Source organism: Azonexus sp. GW821-FHT04F04 (assembly GCF_059420025.1).
The window spans coordinates 16,992-35,193 of the sequence record NZ_JBWKSX010000007.1; the positions used below are offsets into that span (position 1 = coordinate 16,992).

The following is an 18,202-nucleotide window of genomic DNA, read 5'->3' on the forward strand; positions in this document are numbered from 1 at the left end:
GTTGAGTGGGTTTGGGGAATGTTGATCAGCGCTTTCGGCCGTAGAGGGAGAGCCGGTTCGCGTGGGCCGCATGGTCGTCCGCTTTGAGGCGGGTGCCGTGTTCGTTCGGGCTGCGCTTGGCAGGTTCGCGGCTGGCCTCGCTGGCGAATGCCGGGGCGCCGAACAAGGCGCCGAGGGAACTGGCGACGACCAGCGAGCGCAACAGCTTGCGGGTCGATCCGGCGATGCGGCGGGGCGGTTCCAGGCCGGCAGTGGCCTGCATGAGGCCGAGGTGCTGGCGAGAGGCCAGTATGAAGCGGGCAAGGGTCTGTTCTTGCCAATGGGGATCAGTCTGCATCGGTCACTCCTTTTGCAAAATCAGTAGACCCGCAGTTTTGCCCCGATCGGACTTTTTTCGATGGGTGTTTTTGCGACGATTTGTATCAAATTTTTACAGAGCGCCGGATGCCACGGTCAACCGGAAAAAACGGCCAAAATTGAAACCGGCAGCGGGCCGGAAAGCGGGCCTGATATGCGATCGATTGCCGTTTGTCATGGGGTCGTAACACGCGGCGCTTAATTTCGGGAAATTCCAAACCGACCCGCGCCGACATGAACGCACCCGCACCGCAGAACCTGGCTGTACCCGCTCTCAATCTGACCCTCAAGGACCGCATCGACCAGAAGATTTTCGATGCGCTCTATTCGCGCTCGCTGGTTTACAACACCTGCTGGGAAGACCCGGCGGTCGACCGCCAGGCCCTGCACCTCGGGCCGCAGGATACGGTGATGGTGATCACCAGCGCCGGTTGCAATGCGCTCGATTACGCCCTGCAGGGGCCGGCCAAGGTTTATGCGATCGATGCCAACCCGCGCCAGAACGCGCTGCTCGAATTGAAGATGGCGGGTATCCGCAAGCTCGGCTTCGACGATTTCTTCGCCATTTTCGGTAGCGGCTTTCACCCCAACATCAAGACCATCTACCGCCACCAGCTGCGGGCCGAATTGTCCGATTTCGCCAAAACCTACTGGGATCGCCGTTTCAACTGGTTTTGCAGCCGTCACGGCAGCTTCTATTTTCATGGCCTGGCCGGTTTCGTGGCGCGCGGTTTCCGTACCTATTTCCGCATGCGGCCGGCGCTGGCCCAGCGTGTCACCGAACTGTTCGCCTCGACCAATCTGGTCGAACAACGCCAGATTTACGACCAGAAGATCGCCAGCGAATTGTGGACGCCGGTCATCAACTGGGTGCTCAACCGCCAGCTGACCATGAGCCTCCTCGGCGTGCCGCATCCGCAGCGCCGACTGGTCCAGGGCCAGCACCCGGGCGGCGTTTCGGGCTTCATCCGCGATGCCATCGAATACGTCTTCCGCAACTTGCCGGTCGGTGAAAACTATTTCTGGCGCGTCTATCTGACCGGCAGCTACACCCGCGACTGCTGCCCGTCCTACCTGAAAGAAGAAAACTTCAACGCACTGAAGGGCGGCCTGGTCGATTGCATCGAGCCGCATACCTGCACCGTCACCGAGTTCCTGCAGGCCGGCGACGAGCCGATCACGCGCTTCGTGCTGCTCGACCACATGGACTGGATGAGCTGCTATTACCCGGCGGCGCTGATCGAAGAATGGAACGCCATCTTCGAGCGGGCGGCACCCAAGGCCCGGCTGCTGCTACGCAGCGCCCACGCCAATCCGCCGTTCCTCGACTGGGTGACGGCCGGCCCGCAGCACAAGCCGCTCAAGGAAATGCTCAACTATGAGACCGAGCTCGCCGCCCACCTGCAAGGCGACGACCGTGTGCACACCTACGCCGGGTTTGTCGTTGCCCAACTGGCGGAACATGGCCGCGGCTGATCTGGCGGCCGACGCCCGAATTCTGTGGCGCTTGCTGCGTGGTCAGCCGAACTCGGGCAGCCACGCCGAACGCCTGCAGGCTTTCTATGCGCCGCAGGCCGACCGTTACGATGCCTTTCGCGAGCGCCTGCTGCACGGCCGGCAGGAGCTGATCCAGCGGCTGGGTCTGCAGGCCGGCGCCCGGGTCGCCGAACTCGGTTGCGGCACGGGCAGCAGCCTGCTGCGGATCGGTGCCCGGGCTGGCCAGTTCGCCAGTTTCGACATGGTCGACCTCTGCCCGGCCTTGCTCGACGTGGCCCGGCAACGGGCGGCCGGCCATGAGCGGATCAGGGTCATCGAGGCCGATGCGACGACTTGGCAGCCCGATCAACCGGTCGATTTCGTCTTCATGTCGTATGCGCTGACGATGATTCCCGACTGGTCGCGAGTGATCGCCAATGCCCAGGCCATGCTGGCCCCGGGTGGGCGCATCGGCGTCGTTGATTTTCATCTGCCAGCCGCCGGTGGTCGATTGAGCAACACCTTCTGGCGCAAATGGTTCGGCCATGACGGCGTGCATTTGTCGGGAGAGCACCTGGCCATGCTCAGGCGAATGTTCGTCGAGCAGTTTTCGGCTGAGCTGCGGGCACCGGTTCCCTATCTGCCGGGCGTTCAGGCACCGTATTACCTGTTTGTCGGGGAGCGGCCTGAACTGGTAGGCGAGGGGAGTCAGCTTTCGGCGACACTGCCGGAATGGTTGAAGAAGGCGGGCTGACGCCAACAGGCGGCGTATTTCCTAAGCCGACTCCGCCAGCAAAATCGTATCCTCGTGCGAATAAGCCGGCGCACAGCAACACAGAATGACCAGCGTCGCTTCCCCCGTATTCACCACGCAATGCGGCGTCCCGGGCGGGATCAGCACGCTGTCGCCGGGGCCGATCGGGAATTTTTCAGCGCCCAGTGTCATGATTCCCGTGCCGCCGGTGACGTGGTAAATCTCTTCGGTCACTTCATGGCGATGCAGCAAGGTCGTGCAGCCGGCCGGCACCAGCGCTTCGGCCAGACTCTGGTTTCGCGCGCCGTGGTGGGCCGGGTGCAGCAATTCGCGGATTTCCGAGCCGTCCTTGGTGATGTAGGGGCTGATCGCGTCGCGCGAGGTTTTCACCTTACTTGCCGCCCCACGGCTGGATCGGCACGGTCGAGATGGCATTGGCCGGGGCGCCTTCGATGATCTTGCGGCTGATCGCCATGTAAATCAGGACGTTGCGCTTGTGGTCGAAGAAGCGATGGACATCGGTTTCCTTGAAGAAAATCGAGGTGTCGTTGCTGAACACGATTTCGTCTTCCGACAGCTTGGGGGGCAGGGTGATCGGGCCGATCTGGCGGCAGGCCAGCGAGAACTGCGACGGATCTTCGGCCAGCCCGAAGCTGCCCTTGACGCCACCGGTGCGGGCCTGGCTGACGTGGCAGGTCACACCGGGAATCTTCGGGTCGTCGTAGGCGTAAATGCAGACCCGGTGATTGGCTCCGATCAGTTTCCAGGTCGTTGTCGAGCAGCCGATTTCTTCGGCGACGGTGGGCAGGGAGAAAGCCGAGAGGGTGGCGATAACAAGGGCGGCGGTTTTCATGATGGTTCCGTTCAGGATGGTCGGCTCGATGATAACGGAATCAGCTTGCCGACGTATTTTGTGAGGATTTTGTAGATGTCGCGGTCAAAGGCCGGGCGCGGGCTGTCGAGCAGGGCGTGCAGTTCTTCGTCCGAGGCGGCGCTGCCGAGGTAGCGCCAGCCTTCGATCAGGTGGATTTGGTCGCCCTCGCGAAACAGCCCCGGGCCGGCGAAGGGCCAGGCGACGAGCTTGAGGCCGACGAGCGCCGAGATCAGACGAACTGTATGTTTGGCGTAGGGTTCGGCGCCAATGCAGGCCCCCTTGCAACGGCGGATCTGGTGGCCGAAGCACGGTTTGCCGGGTTTTACTTTTTCCAGCCCGAGCAGCACATCGCACAGATTGTGCGACTGGGCCAGTGCTTGCAGCACCTTGTTGGCTTCTTTTGTGGTCTTGAACAGGCCGTAGCAGGCACTGGTCAGGCCGGCATCGATATCGGCCAGGGCCATGAGTTGCGGGCGCAGCCAGCCTTCGCCCTCGTCGACCAGCGTCCATGTGCAGGCCTCGTCGTTCTTGCGCAATTGGCGGTTGTGACTTGGCTGCAATTGCTTGACCAGCGCCGATTCCTTGAGCAGCGCGCCAATTTCACCAGCCGTTTCGACCCAGTCGATGCGCTTGACCTGCTGGGCGAGTTCCATTTCCTTGGCAGCGCTGTGGTCGCCAGCAAAATGCGAGAGCACGCGCTGGCGGATGTCCTTGGCCTTGCCGACATAGAGCGGCAGATTGTTTTCACCGTAAAACAGATAAACGCCGGGGCCTTCGGGCAATTCATCGATGATCCCGGCGTCGAGATGCGGTGGCAGGCTGGGGTGGGCGTTCTGCGCCTTGAGCGCGGCTTCGATGTCGTGAATGCTGCGGTCGACGTGGATTTTTTGCCAAAACTGGTGGATCAGTTGCGCGTCGGCCAGCGCCCGGTGCCGGGCCTCGGCCTGCAGGTCATGACGCTCGATCAGGCTGTCGAGATTGTGCCGCTTGTGCTCGGGAAACAAGGTGCGCGACAGCTTGACGGTGCACAACACCGAGGCGCGAAACGTGATGCCGAGGCGCTTGAACTCGTTCTTGAGAAAGCCATAGTCGAAACGCGCGTTGTGGGCAATGAACAGCCGGCCTTCGAGGCGCTTCATGGTTTCGGCGGCGACAGCCTCGAACGGCGGCGCATCGGCCACCATGTCGTTGCTGATACCGGTCAGTTGCTCGATGAAAGGCGGAATCCGCATGCCGGGATTGACCAGCTGCTGCCATTCGCGCACGGAACCGTCGGCATCGACTTCGACAATACCGATTTCGGTGATGCGGTCATGGGTGGCGGTGGCGCCGGTGGTTTCGAGGTCTACGAAGGCTAGGGGTCGCATGGACGGATTTTCTCACGGACGGCATCCTCTGGCGTCTGTTCCGGTAAAAAACACTACCGGTAGTGTCTGGTGTGAGTACTGAGGCCTTATTTAGTGTTCCGGTGTTGACCATGGCATGCGTCGTCGTTAGACTCGGCGCTGTTGATGGTTCCCTTTCAGGGGATTAAAACGGGAATCCGGTGCCAGGCCGCAAGGTCTGAATTCCGGGGCTGCCCCCGCAACTGTAATCGGCGAGCGTTTCGCCAACACATGCCACTGGATGCGTCCGGGAAGGCGGGTGAAACGCAATGAACCGAGAGCCAGGAGACCTGCCACGACAAATTTCTTTCATGTTTTTGGGGCGGGGTGTCCCTGACGAGAGGTTTTTTGCGTGGTCCATTGCTGTTTGTCCGTCGTGTCCAGTCGTTGCCGGGTTTGTCTCCGCAGCGCTGGTCCGCGTGCGCCGGCCGGTTACGCACTCGGTTCTCCGCCCCCCGATACGGAGAATCGCCTTGCCATCCAATGTCCAGTCTCTTTCAGCCGCTAACGCCTTCGCGGTTGCTGCTCTGCAAGTCATCCGCCGCAACGGCGCGCTCGTTGCCTTCGACGCCGACAAGATCGCCGTCGCGCTGAGCAAGGCCTTTCTTGCTGTCGAGGGCAGCCAGAGCGCGGTGTCGTCGCGTCTGCGCGAGGTCGTCGCCCGCCTGACGCAGACGGTGGTCAATTCGCTGACCCGCCGCCTGCCCGACGGCGGCACGGTGCATATCGAGGACATCCAGGATCAGGTTGAACTGGCGTTGATGCGCGCTGGCGAGCATGACGTGGCCCGCGCCTACGTGCTTTACCGCGAGCGCCGCGCCGGTGAGCGGGCGGCCAGCCATGGGGACGAGCCCGCTGTTATCGAACTCCATGTGCTCGATAACGGCGTGCGTCAGCCGCTTGATCGCGCCTTGCTGCTCAGGAATTGCGAAGCTGCCTGCTTCGGGCTTGGCGACGTGGTTTCGGGTAAAACCATCTTTGATAGCGCCCTGAAAAATCTCTACGACGGGGTGCCGCTGGCCGACGTTTACCAGGCGCTGATCCTTGCCGCGCGCACCCTGATCGAGCGCGAGCCAGCCTACAACCAGGTCACCGCCCGCCTGTTGCTGGCCAGCCTGGGGCGCGAAGTGCTCGGCCGGCCGGTGAAGCTGGATGAGCTTGCCACGGTCAACCCGGAATATTTGCCAAATTTCATCAAGCAGGGCATCGCCGCGGAGTTGCTCGACCCGCGCCTCGCCAGCTTCGACCTGCTGCGTCTGGCCGCCGCGCTCAAGCCGGAACGCGACCTGCAGTTTGGCTACCTTGGGCTACAGACGCTGTATGACCGCTATTTCCTGCACATCGAAGGACGCCGCATCGAACTGCCGCAGATTTTCTTCATGCGCGTCGCGATGGGCCTGGCGCTCAACGAAATCGACCGCGAAGCCCGCGCCATCGAGTTCTACGACCTGATTTCCAGCTTCGATTTCATGTGCTCGACGCCGACGCTGTTCAACAGCGGCACGCTGCATTCGCAGCTGTCGTCGTGCTACCTGACCACCGTCGCCGACGATCTCGACGGCATCTACCAGAGCATCAAGGAAAACGCGCTGTTGCAGAAATACGCCGGCGGCCTCGGCAACGACTGGACGCCGGTGCGCTCTCTGGGCAGCCGGATCAAGGGCACCAACGGCCAGAGTCAGGGCGTTATTCCTTTCCTGAAAGTGGTCAATGACACGGCGGTCGCCGTGAACCAGGGCGGCAAGCGCAAAGGCGCCGTCTGCGCCTATCTCGAAACCTGGCACCTCGACATCGAGGAATTCCTCGACTTGCGCAAGAACACCGGCGACGAGCGCCGCCGTACGCACGACATGAACACGGCCAACTGGATTCCCGACCTGTTCATGAAACGGGTGATGGACAACGCCGAATGGACGTTGTTTTCACCGGTCGATGTACCCGATCTTCACGAAAAATTCGGCGCCGAGTTCGAGGTGGCCTACGTCGGCTACGAGGTGCAGGCCGCCGCCGGCCGGCTCAAGCTGCACAAGAAAATCCCCGCCGTCCAGCTGTGGCGCAAGATGCTGACCATGCTGTTCGAAACCGGCCATCCGTGGATCACTTTCAAGGATGCCTGCAACCTGCGCTCGCCGCAGCAGCACTGCGGCGTCGTGCATTCGAGCAACCTGTGCACCGAGATCACGCTCAATACCTCGGACGAGGAAACCGCCGTCTGCAACCTTGGCTCCGTCAATCTGCTGGCGCATCTGAAGGACGGCGCCTTGGATCAGGCCAAGCTGGCCCGCACCGTGAGCACCGCTTTGCGCATGCTCGACAACGTCGTCGACATCAACTTTTACGCCACGCCCAAGGCGCGCAACGCCAACCTGCGGCATCGGCCGGTCGGCCTCGGCATCATGGGTTTCGCCGATTGCCTGTACGAAATCGGCTTGCCTTATGGGTCGACCGCGGCGGTGGATTTCGCCGACAAAACCATGGAAGCCGTCTGCTACCACGCCTATTCGGCATCGAGCGAACTGGCCCGCGAGCGCGGTCGGTATTCGAGCTTTGCCGGCAGCTTGTGGGATCAGGGCATCCTGCCGCTCGATTCAATCAACTTGCTGGAAGCAGGGCGGGGCGGGCATCTCGACGTCAATCGCGACGCCAAGCTCGACTGGAACGCCCTGCGCGAACGCATCGCCCGCCACGGCATGCGCAATTCCAACTGCGTCGCCATCGCGCCGACGGCGACCATCTCCAACATCGTCGGCGTCTCGGCCAGCATCGAGCCGGCCTACCAGAACCTCTACGTCAAATCCAACCTGTCCGGCGAGTTCACCGTGGTCAACGAGGCGCTGGTCCGCGACCTCAAGGCGCTTGGCCTGTGGGACGAAGTCATGGTCGCCGATCTCAAGTATTTCGACGGTTCGCTGGCCCGCATCGAGCGCGTACCGGACGAACTCAAGGCCCGTTACGCGACGGCCTTCGAGATCGACCCGGTGTGGCTCATTGAAGCCGCCGCCCGTCGTCAGAAATGGATCGACCAGGCCCAGTCGCTGAACCTCTACCTGGCGCTGCACTCGGGCAAGAAGCTCGATGAAATCTACAAACTGGCCTGGCTGCGCGGTTTGAAAACCACATACTACCTGCGCACGCTGGGCGCCAGCCAGGCCGAGAAAGCGGGCGGGCGCGACGAGGCGGCGGTGCCGGAAGAGCCGAAGTTCTGCGCGATAGACAACCCGGAGTGCGAAGCATGCCAATGAATCCCATCCACAGGAAAACCATGAAATTCCGCCACATTGCCTTGCTCTGTCTGACCCTCTCGGCCAGCCTCGCCCAAGCAGCCGACTGCCCGCGCATCGTCAGCCAGTCGCCCTACATCAGCCGCGCCCTCGATTGGCTGGGGCTGAGCGACTGCGTTGTCGGCGTCAGTCGTTACGACACCCTGGCGCGGCCGGATACCGGCGGCGTCATCGATCCCGATGCCGGAGTGATCGACATGCTGGCGCCCGATCTGGTCATCTTTTCCGAATGGACGCCGGCCGCCAAAGTGACGGAGGCGACGCCTGCCGGCGCCAAGGTGTTGCGCGTTGGTGGCTTTCGCGGCATGGCCGGGGTCGAGGCGATGTTGCGCGACATCGGCCGGGCTGCCGGGGTCCCCGACATCGACCGTCGCGTCGACAAATTCGCCGCCGACTGGCGCGCTGCCGCGTTGGTCGACAGCCGCCAGCGCCGCGTACTGATTCTCTCGGCCTGCAGCAATGCACCGTATTCGTTCGGCCAGGGTACGACGCTGCACGAAGTCTTTTCCGCCGCCGGCTTCGAGGTCGTGACCGACCACGACAGCATCCGCAATTTCAAGCCGGATACGCCGGATGGCGACGTTGCCGCCTGGATCGGCCGGCGCCAGCCCGATCTGATCTTTGCCCTGCAAAGCCGGCGCGGCGAAAGCTGCAACCCGGCCATCGCCAAGCCGGGCATCCCCATCCTGCCGCTGACCGGCGAGTATTTCACTCATCCCGGCCCCGATCTGCTCAAGGGGCTTGAAGAGCTGCGGCAAACGATGGCCGCCTTCGGCAATTGATCAGGAGTCCAGAAAATGAACGCTTTTCGCTTCGACGACTGGGATACGCCAGTCCAAACCGCTGCTTCCGGGATTCCCACGGTCAACCGGAATTTTTCGCCAAAAATGGAAACCGCCACCACCAGCCTGGCCCCAACCAACGCCGCCGACAAGCGCATCGTCAACGGCAAGGCCGACATCAACCAGCTCGCCCCGTTCAAGTACCCGTGGGCCTGGGAGTTTTTCCTCAAAGCCAACCGCAACCACTGGACGCCGCTCGAGATCGGCATGGCGCAGGACGTGCACGATTATCAGCACAAACTCTCGCCGGCTGAGCGCCACGTTTTCGAAAACGTCCTGGCCTACCTGACGACCTCCGACATCCTCGCCATGCGCAACATCGGCCTGGCCGTCATGGAAAAGATGAGCGCGCCGGAATTGCAGATCTACCAGGCCCGCCAGGTCTACGAAGAAGCGCTGCACACCTGGACCTACCAGCACTGCATCGAAAGCCTCGGTCTCGACCAGCAGGAAATCTACAACCGCTACCGCGTCGTGCCGGAAATCCACGGCAAGATCGCCCTGGCCAACCGTCGGCTGGAAAAGGTGCTGCGCTCTGATTTCGACCTCACCGACCGCGCCAACCTGCACGAATTCGCGCTGTCCTATTTCTTCTTCGCCGTGATCTTCGAAGGCTGCTGGTTCTACAACGGCTTCACCCCCGTCTTCGCGCTGCAACGGCGCGGCCTCATGAAAGGCGCCGCCGAGCAGCTGCAATACATCATGCGCGACGAGGTCCTGCACTGCGCCTTCGGCATCCGCGTCATCCGCGAATTGTTGATCGAGGAAAACCTGACGCTCGACCCGGCCGCCCTGCGCCAACTGTGGGACGAAGCCGAGGCGGCCGAAACCGCCTACGCCGGCTACATCCTGCGCGAACCGATCCTCGGCTACAACGCCGAACTGCATGTCGCCCAGTTCCGCTTCATCGCCAACCGGCGGGCGCGGCAAGTCGGCGTCGCCGAACCTTTCCCCGGTGCCGAAAACGTCCTGCCCTGGCTCGACGAACAAGCCAATCTGCGCAAGGAGAAAAACTTCTTCGAAACCCGCGTCACCGAGTATCAGACGGGTGGGGCGCTGGCTTGGGATTGAGTGGCGATGGCGAGCCGCGCCGGCTGACGGCGGCAGCCCGCCCGGCGGTGCTGGCGCATCTGCTGGCCCTGAGTGCCGATGACCGCTATGGCCGCTTTGCCACGGCGCTGTCCGATGCCGGCATCGTCGCCTATAACGGGCGCATCGATTTCGGTGACGATATTTGTCTGGCGACGCAGGAATCGGATGGCCGACTTTCCGGCTTCATCCACTTGGCGGTGCATGGGGCCGTCGCCGAACTGGGGGCCAGCGTGCTGCCGCACTGGCGTCAGCAAGGCCGGGCCAGGCTGCTCTTCGGTGCGGCGCTGGCCGCCGCAGCGGCCGGCGGCATGCGCGAAATCCATCTCGCCACCGGCCACCCGGCGGCGCGCCACATCTGCGCCGGGTTGGGCTATGCGATGACGGAAGGTGCGGGCTATCCACGGGTGCGTGTCCAGTTACCGCAGTCAGGGAAATTCATCGGATTTCAATCCATCTGTAAGGAATCCCTGTCGCCAGCGACTAATGGGAACCACTGAGAAATCAGACCGTCCACTTCAGGCGGAAGGCGGTGATCAGGCGTATTGGTCCGATCAGCCTCCCTCGCCAGCGAAAGGCAAGCAATGTCACCCCGAGGATTCGTTCAAGGACTACTTTTGGCCATCTCCAGCAGTTTTCTGATTGCCGCGTGTACTGACGGCGAAGCCGTCGCCAAGGCGGCCAAGCCAGCCATGCCGGCCGTCACCGAGAGCATCGTGCTTGGTATGGGCTGTTTTTGGGGTGCCGAAAAGCGGATGTCGGCCATTCCCGGTGTGCTCGATGTCGAAAGCGGCTACGCCAACGGCGACATTGCCGGAACCTACGATGCAGTGCTGGCGCATGAAAAAAAGCTGCAATGGGGCAAGACAACCCAGCGCAACCATGCCGAAGTGGTCAAGGTCACTTTCGATCCGGCCAAGGTCGATGTCGAAAAAGTTCTGATCCAGTTCTGGGAAAGCCATGACCCGACGCAGGGCAACCGCCAGGGCAATGACGTCGGCACCAACTACCGCAGCGCGGTGTACACCAACAGCGATAGCCAGCAGGCCGTCGCGCTTAAAACCCGCGACGTTTATCAAGGCGCTCTGACCGCGGCCGGCCAGGGCAAGATCACCAGCGAAATCGCGCCGCTGAAAACGTATTTTTCGGCCGAGGAATACCACCAGGATTACCTGCAGAAAAATCCGAACGGCTACTGCGGTCTGGGCGGCACGGGTGTCAAATACCCGGTCGCCGGCGCCGCGACGCCGATGCCGAACGCTGCCGTCAAGGCGCCACGACTGGACGCCAAGGCGCTCAACTTCGAGCGCCAGCTGATCGTCTTCGAAGGCGAAGACTGCGCCTACTGCCGCAAGTTCAAGGCCGACGTCCTCGACCACTGGCAATCGCCGGTCGCCGTCGTCAGTACCCTGAACCCCGAGCCGCCGGCCGGCTGGACTCTGGAAAAAGCGCTGTTTGCGACGCCGACCATGGTGCTCTTCGAGAAAGGCAAGGAGGTCTCGCGTTACACCGGCTACAGCGGCGAAACGCCGCGTTTCTGGAAATGGCTGGGCTTCCACCTGCTCACCCCGGCGCAGCAGAAAATCGCCTTCGAGCAGGGCACCGAGCGCCCCGGCACCGGCTCCAATCTCGATGAAAAACGCGCCGGCACCTTCGTCGATCCGATCACCGGCGTCGCGCTGTTCCGCAGCGATACCAAGTTCGAGAGCGGCACCGGCTGGCCCAGCTTCTTCAACCCGCTGCCCGGAGCCATCACCCAGCATGAAGATATCAGCATGGGCATGAAGCGCGTCGAAGTGCGCAGCGCCAGTTCCGGCATCCACCTTGGCCACGTCTTCGACGACGGCCCGCCACCAACCCACAAGCGCTATTGCATCAACGGCAACGTGTTGAAGTTTGTCCCGGACAAGGGGGCGTAAGGCTGGTGCGAACCACCAAACGGCGCTAAAGCAAACCGGGATAAGGTGACGGCAATCGGCTGGCCGATTTGGCAGCCCGTTGCAAAAATCAGCTGCGCAGGACTTGTGCCCGGATAGCGACCTGTAGCTTAATGAGGTGCCTTGCAGTGGCCAATTTCTCTGGCTGGCTGTCGGCCTTTCCTCAATAACTCCTGCCGCCTATCCCGATCATGAGAAAACCCACCCTCTACCAAAGCATCAAGGCCAAGCGCCGCACCCAGTCGCTGGTCATTGGCGTCACCTGGTACACCCCGGAAACCTGGGCCGAGGTCAAGGCCACGGCCGTCGATCCCGACTGTTTCGAAGAGTCATTCGAAAAATGGAAGGCGATGGCCGTTCTGGCCCGCCGCAACTTCCAGCGCTCCGGCGTGCTGGCCCTGGAATACCAGATCGTTCCCGAAGAGTTCTTCGCCTGGTGTGTCACGAACGGCCAGGAAAACAACTCGACGGCGCGCGGCGAATACGTTTCCGAGCGCCTGAGCGCCGTGCATAACGGCGAGGCGTAGGCAATCCTGCTGGCTGAACCAGCGGGATTTCAGCTTTCTACTTGCAGTTGTAGAAAAGGGGAAAGGCAGCGCCCCGCAACTCCGGACGAAAGCGCCATTCGGCGCCCACCGTCAAGCCAGCCCCGGTTTATGGTGGCGAGGACAGCCAGGAGCGCCAGCTTGTCTGGTTACGGAGTGGAAGGATATGGGGCGGAGCTGATGTTCGACAACGCTCGCGACAGTGCCGAGGGGCTGGTGTAGCCGGCATCCCGCGCTGCTGCCTTCAATCCTTTGCCCGACAGCACGGCGCGCTGGGCAATCGCCAGACGGATGGTCGAGAGATACTTGCCCGGAGTAGTCCGCATGACTTCGCGGAAGGTGTTGGCGAATGCGGTGCGCGACATGCCGGCTTCTTCGGCCAACGATTCCAGCGTCCATTTATCTTGCGGTCTGGTATGGATTGCCACCAGGGCGCGGGCGATGCGCGGGTCGGCCAGGCCATTCAACAGGCCGCCGGCAGTTTTCGGGTGGGCGATCAGGTGGCGCAGCAGGCCGATGAACAGGATATCCCCGGCCCGGTCGAGCAGTGCCGGCTGGCCGCAGCGCGGCGCCTCCAGTTCTGAGGAAATAAGGTTGATGACATGGCGCAGTGAGGACTCGGCGCCGTCGACCGGAACCACCAGCGGGGCAGCGAATTCGTTGAGCAGCAGCGGGGCGACGGGGCCATCGAGCCAGGCGCGGGCGCACATCAGGCGCCTGAATGTTTCTGCCGAGGGAGTCTCGAGCGCATGCGCGGTGTCTGAACGGCAGACGACGATGCACGGAGCCTGAAGCGCAAAGCTGGCGGCAGACCGCAGCTGCAAGCGCATCTCACCTTCCGCCAGCAAGTGGATATGCAGGAAGGGCGGCGCTTCCGCCGCGAATGTAAGGCTGGCGATGCCGGCTGGCGGCAGGTTGACCTGCACGCGCGGCGCCAGGCCTTGGAGCAGGGCGGAAAGTCGGTCGAGGCGTTTAGCTTGCATCTGTACGAATTGCAAATATATGTGAACGAATGATTGCGATCAGTTCAACATAATGGCACGTATCGGTCAACGAATCACGTTGCGCAGCCCCGGCCTGCCACGCTGTTTCCAAAGCCGCCAGAAATTCAACGAAAGGATGCCTGATGACTGCAACCGCCCTGATGCCCCGCCACCCCGTTCCCGCGCTCAATGTGGCGCTAACCGACGGTAACCGTTTCGTGCTCGGTGCCGCTCCGGGAGAACGCTTTGACCTTGTGGCCTTCTATCGTGGCCTGCATTGCCCGATATGCGCCAAGTACCTGCTGGAACTCGAACGCCTGGCGCCAGAGTTCGAAAAACGTGGCGTGCAGGTCGTCGCCATCAGTAGCGACGATGGTGAGCGCGCCCACGCCATGGCCGACAAGGTCAAGGCCGGTGCGCTGAAGATCGGCTACGGCTTGAGCCTCAAAAGCGCCCGCCAATGGGGGCTGTACATCAGCGCCTCGCGTGGCAAGACGTCCATCGGCATCGAGGAGCCGGCGCTGTTCAGCGAGCCGGGTGTCTTTCTCGTTCGTCCGGATGGCACGCTGTATTACGGTGCGGTGCAAACCATGCCCTTCGCTCGGCCTCAGTTTCAAGACCTGCTTGGCGCTATCGACTTTGCCATCGCCAATGACTACCCGGCACGTGGCGAATATGCCGGTCCCGTCTGATTTATCAAGGAGAATCCGCTCATGAAAATCCTCATTCTCGGCGCCGGAGGGATAGGCGGCTATTTCGGTGCCCAGTTGCTGCGTAGCGGTGCTGACGTGACCTTTCTTTTGCGCGAAAAACGCCAGGCCATGATCGCCAATAAGGGCCTGCACATCGAGACGCCCCGCGGCAATTTCGTGGTGCAACCGGCAACGGTCACTGCCGCCAGCGTGACGCCGATTTACGACCTGATCATCCTGGCACCCAAGTCCTACGATCTGGATGACGCCCTGGCTTCACTCGAAAACGCTCGCGGCAGTGCAGTGGTGCTGCCTTTCCTGAACGGCATCGAACATCTGGTCGTCCTGGATCGAAAATTCGGTCGCGCCGCGGTGATGGGTGGCGTCGCCCATATCGCCGCGACAATTACCGAAACCGGCGCCGTTCGCCAATTGAACGATATGCACAGCCTGACCGTTGGTCCGCGTGACCCAGCGCACGTTGAATTGGCCCGGGAATTCATTGCCCTGTGCAGCAAAGCGCCGTTTACCAGCGTCTATGCCGAGAATATCGAGCAGGCCCTGTGGGACAAATGGGTTTTCCTGGCCGCGTTGGCCGGCATGACCACGCTGTGCCGCGGCTCGGTCGGCGAGATCATCGCGACCCCCTATGGCGAAGCCCTGATCCGCCAGATGTACGACGAATGTTGCGCAGTCGCCCGACTGAGCGGCTATCCAACCGGTCAGGCCGCCACGGAAAAGGCGCTCGGCATGCTGATTGCGCCCGGCTCGTCGTTTACCGCCTCGATGCTGCGCGACCTGTTGGCCGGACAACGTACGGAATATCAGCACATTCTCGGCGCCATGGCCGAACGCGGTATTGCCCTCGGTTTGCCCATCGATCTCGTACGCCAGGCGTACACGCATCTGGCGGTGCAGGCGGCACGTTCAGCCTGACGCCATGGCGCCGTGGCCGAAGGGGGCTGAATGAAGCAGGAGCGGAGCAAATCCGGATTCGAATTTGCTCCGCCCGTGTTGATTGCTCACCCCAAATCCGAAAAACTGGCCATGGTCACAAAAATACGCCCACGCCCCCGAGGGGGCTTCGGGAAAGTGGGCGTAAGGGAAGGATTCAGACTTAGCTCATGATTTCTTCGATGGTGATGTAATCCCCGACGCGGCCAGTCATTTTTTCCGAGTCCGTATTTACGGGCAGAGTCTTCTTGCCGGGGCGCCAGCCAGCCGGGCAGACTTCGCCGGTCTTGGTGGCGTGTTGCCAGGCTTCGACCTGACGAATGAACTCATGCACGTTGCGACCAACCGAATCAGCCTGAACTTCCTGAGCCACACAAATGCCATCTGGGTTGAACAGGAAGCGGCCGCGCAGCGCAACGCCTTCCTCCTCGATCAGCACGCCGAACATCTCGCTGACTTCCTGCGTGGTGTCGGCCCCGATGGTCAGTTGGAGTCCCTTCAGAATCGGCTCAGTCTCGACGAAGCGTTTGTGGGAGAACTTGGAGTCGACTGAAACGGCAAGGATTTCGACGCCCATTTCCTGGAAAACGTCGTACTTGGCGTTCATAGCGGCGATCTCGGTCGGGCAGACAAAGGTGAAGTCGGCCGGGTAGAAGCAAACAACCGCCCACTTGCCCTTGTAGTCGGCGCTGGAAACCTTGGTGAAATGGCCGGTCTTGGCATCGTAGGCTTCCATGGTGAATTCGGGCATTTCACGGCGAACCATAGTGGAGCTCATCGCTTTTTTCTCCTGAGAAAATTGTTGGGTAGGGTTTTGATCAATCTTGACTGTCTTGCGCGGTTTGATACCGGTATCACAACTCATGACATCTCCCGTATTAGCGGAATCGTCCAGACGGGAAACCCGTGGAGTCATCCAGATCAACACAAACACCAGAGCGCCCATCATCCCGATTCGCTGCAAAGTGTCGCCGGTGGCGGCTGCTCTGATGTATCTTGCTGCTGATATTGTTTATCAGCATTTGCTTATTTTCTATCTAAAGCCGTCGGGTAGGCCAATCGCAAAAACGGATGTGTGTCATTGTCGAAAGCTATGACTGCCCGGCCGGAAAATTAATGCAAGCTAAGTACTTCCTTCCAGTGGCCGCCCGGTAGGCATTCGGTCTGACCGCCGTATCGCCGGTCAGAATCCGGAAGCCACCGAGCTTTTTTGCTCTTGCCGTGACACCTGTTGATGTCCGCGGAAAGCAATTGCCTGATGCCTGAAGATCAGCAAGACACATACCAACTCGAAGAAAGGCCGCTTATTCAATGAAAACAATCTGTTTCTCTTGAAAAGCAGCAAACGAGTGAGGTTTTGATGTGACATATTTGTCAAACAATGCCAGTTGTGGCATTTATGCGCTTTGGAAGATAGCTTTCGACCGGTCTGGCCAATTTAAAAATTGGTCTATTAATGTTTCACGTCGTAACCCCCGGCCGACCGTCGAGTTCGGACGCCGAGGTGGACGGACAGAGGCAGACTGGCCGGGCGAGGGCCGAGAAGAAGATTGCTACGGTCGACCGGAAAAAAGCAGCAAAATCAAAAATGGCCCCGATCAGTGCAGCGCCATTTCATTAAGCAAGACAGGAGGCTTCAACCGTCAGAGACCCGCTCAGGCGAGGGCTTCCAGCCATTCCTCAAGCCTGCCGGCGGCATCAGGCCATGTTGGTTGTTGTCCAAATGAAAACCGAGCCTGGCCCGTGGAATTCGCCTGGCAAGGTAGATGCTCGCCTGGCTCGCCCCTGGTCATTGCGGCGCCAGCATCCAGAAAGAATCAGCCGAAATGGCCCGGCTGCTTTCGGCCAAGGCTTGCCGGGGTGTTTTCTGGTTCTGCTCATCCTGGAAAATCTCCTGGATCTCCCGAATCTTTTCCTTGTTTTTCATGAAGACGGCGACGCACTTCGGGTCCAGCTTCCAGGTGGCCAGTTTCCTCAGCTCGGCAAAGGCTTCCTCATTGCTCCAAGCAGGCTTATAGGCGCGTTGCGAGGTCAGGGCGTCGAACACGTCGGCGACAGCGACGATCCGCGCCTCGATGGGAATATCGTCACCTTTCAAACCTTTTGGGTAGCCGCTGCCATCGATGTTTTCATGATGAAATTCGGCAATGTTGCCGATCATCGTGACAAACCGTGAATCGTCCAGATTGAAATTCTCCATCATCGTGTTGATGATTCTTCGCCCGTGGGTGGTATGTGTCTTCATGACCTCGAACTCTTCCGGCGTGAGGGCTGCCGGCTTGCGGATAATGTGGTCCGGGATCGTGATCTTGCCGACGTCGTGCATCGGGGCAAACCAGAAAATGGCTTCCACGAGCTCATCGTTCAAACCGAAGTCGGCGGCAATATCGTTGGCGATCAGGCGCGAAAATCGGGCCATGCGCTCAAGGTGCGCCCCCGTTTCGGGATCTTTGTGACTGGACAGACAGGCTGCCGTTTTCAACGCACCCCGCAGGGTGTTGACCTGGTTTAACTCAACGCTGATCAGCAGGGAGATGAGCCGCGCGATCATGTCCAGATAGGCCAGGCTGCCTTCCTGGAAACAGTCGGAAAAACGCGAGTTGAAAAAGACGAATCCGGTCAGTCGTTCATCCTGATACATCGGGACCGTATAACTGGATCGATAACCATGGTGGTTGATGCGCTTGGTGTGTTCCCGAGAGCCACCGTCCAATACAGCAAGATCGTTGATCAGTCGTGGTTTGCCTTCGAGATAAATCCGGTAAAGCGACTTGGCCTCCCGGAGTCTGCATTGGTAGTAGGGCAGCGGGTTGTTGCCATCGGAGCTGTGGGCGAAGGTTTTCAACGAGTCCGCCTTGGCATCATAGACCGTCACGCCGATGCGATGAATGAAGTCACAATGCTGGTGCACGACGCGATGAAGGAAGGTTATCTTCTCCGAGACTGTGTTTTTCCTGTTCAGCTCATTCAACAAATCCGGATGATCGCAGTCAATATTGATGGCCATTTCTCAACCCCGTTTGCGTTCGATGG

At 60.8% G+C, this 18,202-nt stretch carries 17 protein-coding genes and 1 riboswitch; of the genes, 10 read left to right on the plus strand and 7 right to left on the minus strand.

Annotated features, from left to right (window positions below):
• Positions 1–25 precede the first annotated feature (25 nt).
• Positions 26–337, minus strand: a complete 312-nt coding sequence (locus AC07TV_RS14065) for a hypothetical protein (RefSeq protein WP_494649000.1) — start codon at positions 335–337, stop codon at positions 26–28.
• A gap of 254 nt (positions 338–591) precedes the next feature.
• On the opposite strand from AC07TV_RS14065, the gene AC07TV_RS14070 reads away from it, so the two are divergent.
• A complete protein-coding gene (locus AC07TV_RS14070) occupies positions 592–1,833 on the plus strand; it encodes a BtaA family protein (RefSeq protein ID WP_494649001.1) in 1,242 nt (413 codons plus the stop codon).
• A complete protein-coding gene (locus tag AC07TV_RS14075) occupies positions 1,820–2,587 on the plus strand; it encodes a class I SAM-dependent methyltransferase (protein ID WP_494649002.1) in 768 nt (255 codons plus the stop codon). Before AC07TV_RS14070 ends, AC07TV_RS14075 begins: the two co-directional genes overlap by 14 nt.
• A gap of 21 nt (positions 2,588–2,608) precedes the next feature.
• Here AC07TV_RS14075 and AC07TV_RS14080 read toward each other — a convergent pair whose 3' ends face one another.
• Genes AC07TV_RS14080 through AC07TV_RS14090 form a run of 3 tightly spaced genes read right to left on the minus strand, consistent with a single transcriptional unit; the run spans position 2,609 to position 4,828 of the window.
• Positions 2,609–2,977 (minus strand): cupin domain-containing protein, encoded by a 369-nt coding sequence (locus AC07TV_RS14080; protein ID WP_494649003.1) that lies wholly within the window; start codon positions 2,975–2,977, stop codon positions 2,609–2,611.
• A 1-nt stretch (position 2,978) separates the two neighbouring features.
• Positions 2,979–3,440 (minus strand): CreA family protein, encoded by a 462-nt coding sequence (locus AC07TV_RS14085; RefSeq protein WP_494649004.1) that lies wholly within the window; start codon positions 3,438–3,440, stop codon positions 2,979–2,981.
• Positions 3,441–3,451: 11 nt separating this feature from the next.
• A complete protein-coding gene (locus AC07TV_RS14090; protein ID WP_494649005.1) occupies positions 3,452–4,828 on the minus strand; it encodes a 3'-5' exonuclease family protein in 1,377 nt (458 codons plus the stop codon).
• Between the two features lie 128 nt (positions 4,829–4,956).
• Positions 4,957–5,158: riboswitch (cobalamin riboswitch) on the plus strand.
• 161 nt (positions 5,159–5,319) lie between these two features.
• Between AC07TV_RS14090 and AC07TV_RS14095 the strand changes: the two genes are divergently transcribed.
• The 6 genes from AC07TV_RS14095 (at position 5,320) to AC07TV_RS14120 (ending at position 12,522) form a co-directional block, all read left to right on the plus strand.
• Positions 5,320–8,088, plus strand: coding sequence for a ribonucleoside-diphosphate reductase subunit alpha (locus tag AC07TV_RS14095; RefSeq protein ID WP_494649006.1), 2,769 nt, complete (start codon positions 5,320–5,322; stop codon positions 8,086–8,088).
• Between the two features lie 20 nt (positions 8,089–8,108).
• Positions 8,109–8,909, plus strand: coding sequence for an ABC transporter substrate-binding protein (locus AC07TV_RS14100; RefSeq protein ID WP_494649007.1), 801 nt, complete (start codon positions 8,109–8,111; stop codon positions 8,907–8,909).
• A gap of 15 nt (positions 8,910–8,924) precedes the next feature.
• On the plus strand, positions 8,925–10,040 hold the full coding sequence (locus AC07TV_RS14105; RefSeq protein ID WP_494649008.1) for a ribonucleotide-diphosphate reductase subunit beta: 1,116 nt from the start codon (positions 8,925–8,927) through the stop codon (positions 10,038–10,040).
• Positions 10,031–10,558, plus strand: coding sequence for a GNAT family N-acetyltransferase (locus tag AC07TV_RS14110; protein ID WP_494649009.1), 528 nt, complete (start codon positions 10,031–10,033; stop codon positions 10,556–10,558). The genes AC07TV_RS14105 and AC07TV_RS14110 overlap by 10 nt, the downstream gene beginning before the upstream one ends.
• A gap of 117 nt (positions 10,559–10,675) precedes the next feature.
• Positions 10,676–11,977 (plus strand): peptide-methionine (S)-S-oxide reductase MsrA, encoded by a 1,302-nt coding sequence (gene msrA, locus AC07TV_RS14115; RefSeq protein ID WP_494649010.1) that lies wholly within the window; start codon positions 10,676–10,678, stop codon positions 11,975–11,977.
• A gap of 209 nt (positions 11,978–12,186) precedes the next feature.
• A complete protein-coding gene (locus AC07TV_RS14120) occupies positions 12,187–12,522 on the plus strand; it encodes a hypothetical protein (protein WP_494649011.1) in 336 nt (111 codons plus the stop codon).
• A gap of 167 nt (positions 12,523–12,689) precedes the next feature.
• Here the strand turns inward: AC07TV_RS14120 and AC07TV_RS14125 are convergent, their stop codons facing one another.
• Positions 12,690–13,523, minus strand: coding sequence for a cupin domain-containing protein (locus AC07TV_RS14125; RefSeq protein ID WP_494649012.1), 834 nt, complete (start codon positions 13,521–13,523; stop codon positions 12,690–12,692).
• Positions 13,524–13,666: 143 nt separating this feature from the next.
• Here AC07TV_RS14125 and AC07TV_RS14130 point away from each other — a divergent pair, with 143 nt between their 5' ends.
• The gene (locus AC07TV_RS14130) at positions 13,667–14,215 is read left to right on the plus strand and encodes a peroxiredoxin-like family protein (RefSeq protein ID WP_494649013.1); all 549 of its coding nucleotides are present in this window, start codon (positions 13,667–13,669) and stop codon (positions 14,213–14,215) included.
• Positions 14,216–14,236: 21 nt separating this feature from the next.
• Positions 14,237–15,151: a 2-dehydropantoate 2-reductase gene (locus tag AC07TV_RS14135; RefSeq protein WP_494649014.1), complete on the plus strand. Its 915-nt coding sequence runs from the start codon at positions 14,237–14,239 to the stop codon at positions 15,149–15,151.
• 181 nt (positions 15,152–15,332) lie between these two features.
• On the opposite strand, the gene AC07TV_RS14140 is transcribed toward AC07TV_RS14135, so the two are convergent.
• Together AC07TV_RS14140 and AC07TV_RS14145 are read right to left on the minus strand one after the other, a co-directional pair.
• Complete coding sequence (locus AC07TV_RS14140) at positions 15,333–15,947, minus strand: peroxiredoxin (RefSeq protein ID WP_494649015.1); 615 nt, start codon at positions 15,945–15,947, stop codon at positions 15,333–15,335.
• 1,011 nt (positions 15,948–16,958) lie between these two features.
• Positions 16,959–18,176 (minus strand): HD-GYP domain-containing protein, encoded by a 1,218-nt coding sequence (locus AC07TV_RS14145; protein ID WP_494649016.1) that lies wholly within the window; start codon positions 18,174–18,176, stop codon positions 16,959–16,961.
• Positions 18,177–18,202: the final 26 nt, after the last annotated feature.

Coding starts and splice junctions, on each gene's coding strand:
- AC07TV_RS14065 (WP_494649000.1), bottom strand. CDS start 337: ATGCAGACTGATCCCCATTGGCAAGAACAGACCCTTGCCCGCTTCATA.
- AC07TV_RS14070 (WP_494649001.1), top strand. CDS start 592: ATGAACGCACCCGCACCGCAGAACCTGGCTGTACCCGCTCTCAATCTG.
- AC07TV_RS14075 (WP_494649002.1), top strand. CDS start 1,820: ATGGCCGCGGCTGATCTGGCGGCCGACGCCCGAATTCTGTGGCGCTTG.
- AC07TV_RS14085 (WP_494649004.1), bottom strand. CDS start 3,440: ATGAAAACCGCCGCCCTTGTTATCGCCACCCTCTCGGCTTTCTCCCTG.
- AC07TV_RS14090 (WP_494649005.1), bottom strand. CDS start 4,828: ATGCGACCCCTAGCCTTCGTAGACCTCGAAACCACCGGCGCCACCGCC.
- AC07TV_RS14100 (WP_494649007.1), top strand. CDS start 8,109: ATGAAATTCCGCCACATTGCCTTGCTCTGTCTGACCCTCTCGGCCAGC.
- AC07TV_RS14105 (WP_494649008.1), top strand. CDS start 8,925: ATGAACGCTTTTCGCTTCGACGACTGGGATACGCCAGTCCAAACCGCT.
- AC07TV_RS14120 (WP_494649011.1), top strand. CDS start 12,187: ATGAGAAAACCCACCCTCTACCAAAGCATCAAGGCCAAGCGCCGCACC.
- AC07TV_RS14125 (WP_494649012.1), bottom strand. CDS start 13,523: ATGCAAGCTAAACGCCTCGACCGACTTTCCGCCCTGCTCCAAGGCCTG.
- AC07TV_RS14130 (WP_494649013.1), top strand. CDS start 13,667: ATGACTGCAACCGCCCTGATGCCCCGCCACCCCGTTCCCGCGCTCAAT.
- AC07TV_RS14135 (WP_494649014.1), top strand. CDS start 14,237: ATGAAAATCCTCATTCTCGGCGCCGGAGGGATAGGCGGCTATTTCGGT.
- AC07TV_RS14140 (WP_494649015.1), bottom strand. CDS start 15,947: ATGAGCTCCACTATGGTTCGCCGTGAAATGCCCGAATTCACCATGGAA.
- AC07TV_RS14145 (WP_494649016.1), bottom strand. CDS start 18,176: ATGGCCATCAATATTGACTGCGATCATCCGGATTTGTTGAATGAGCTG.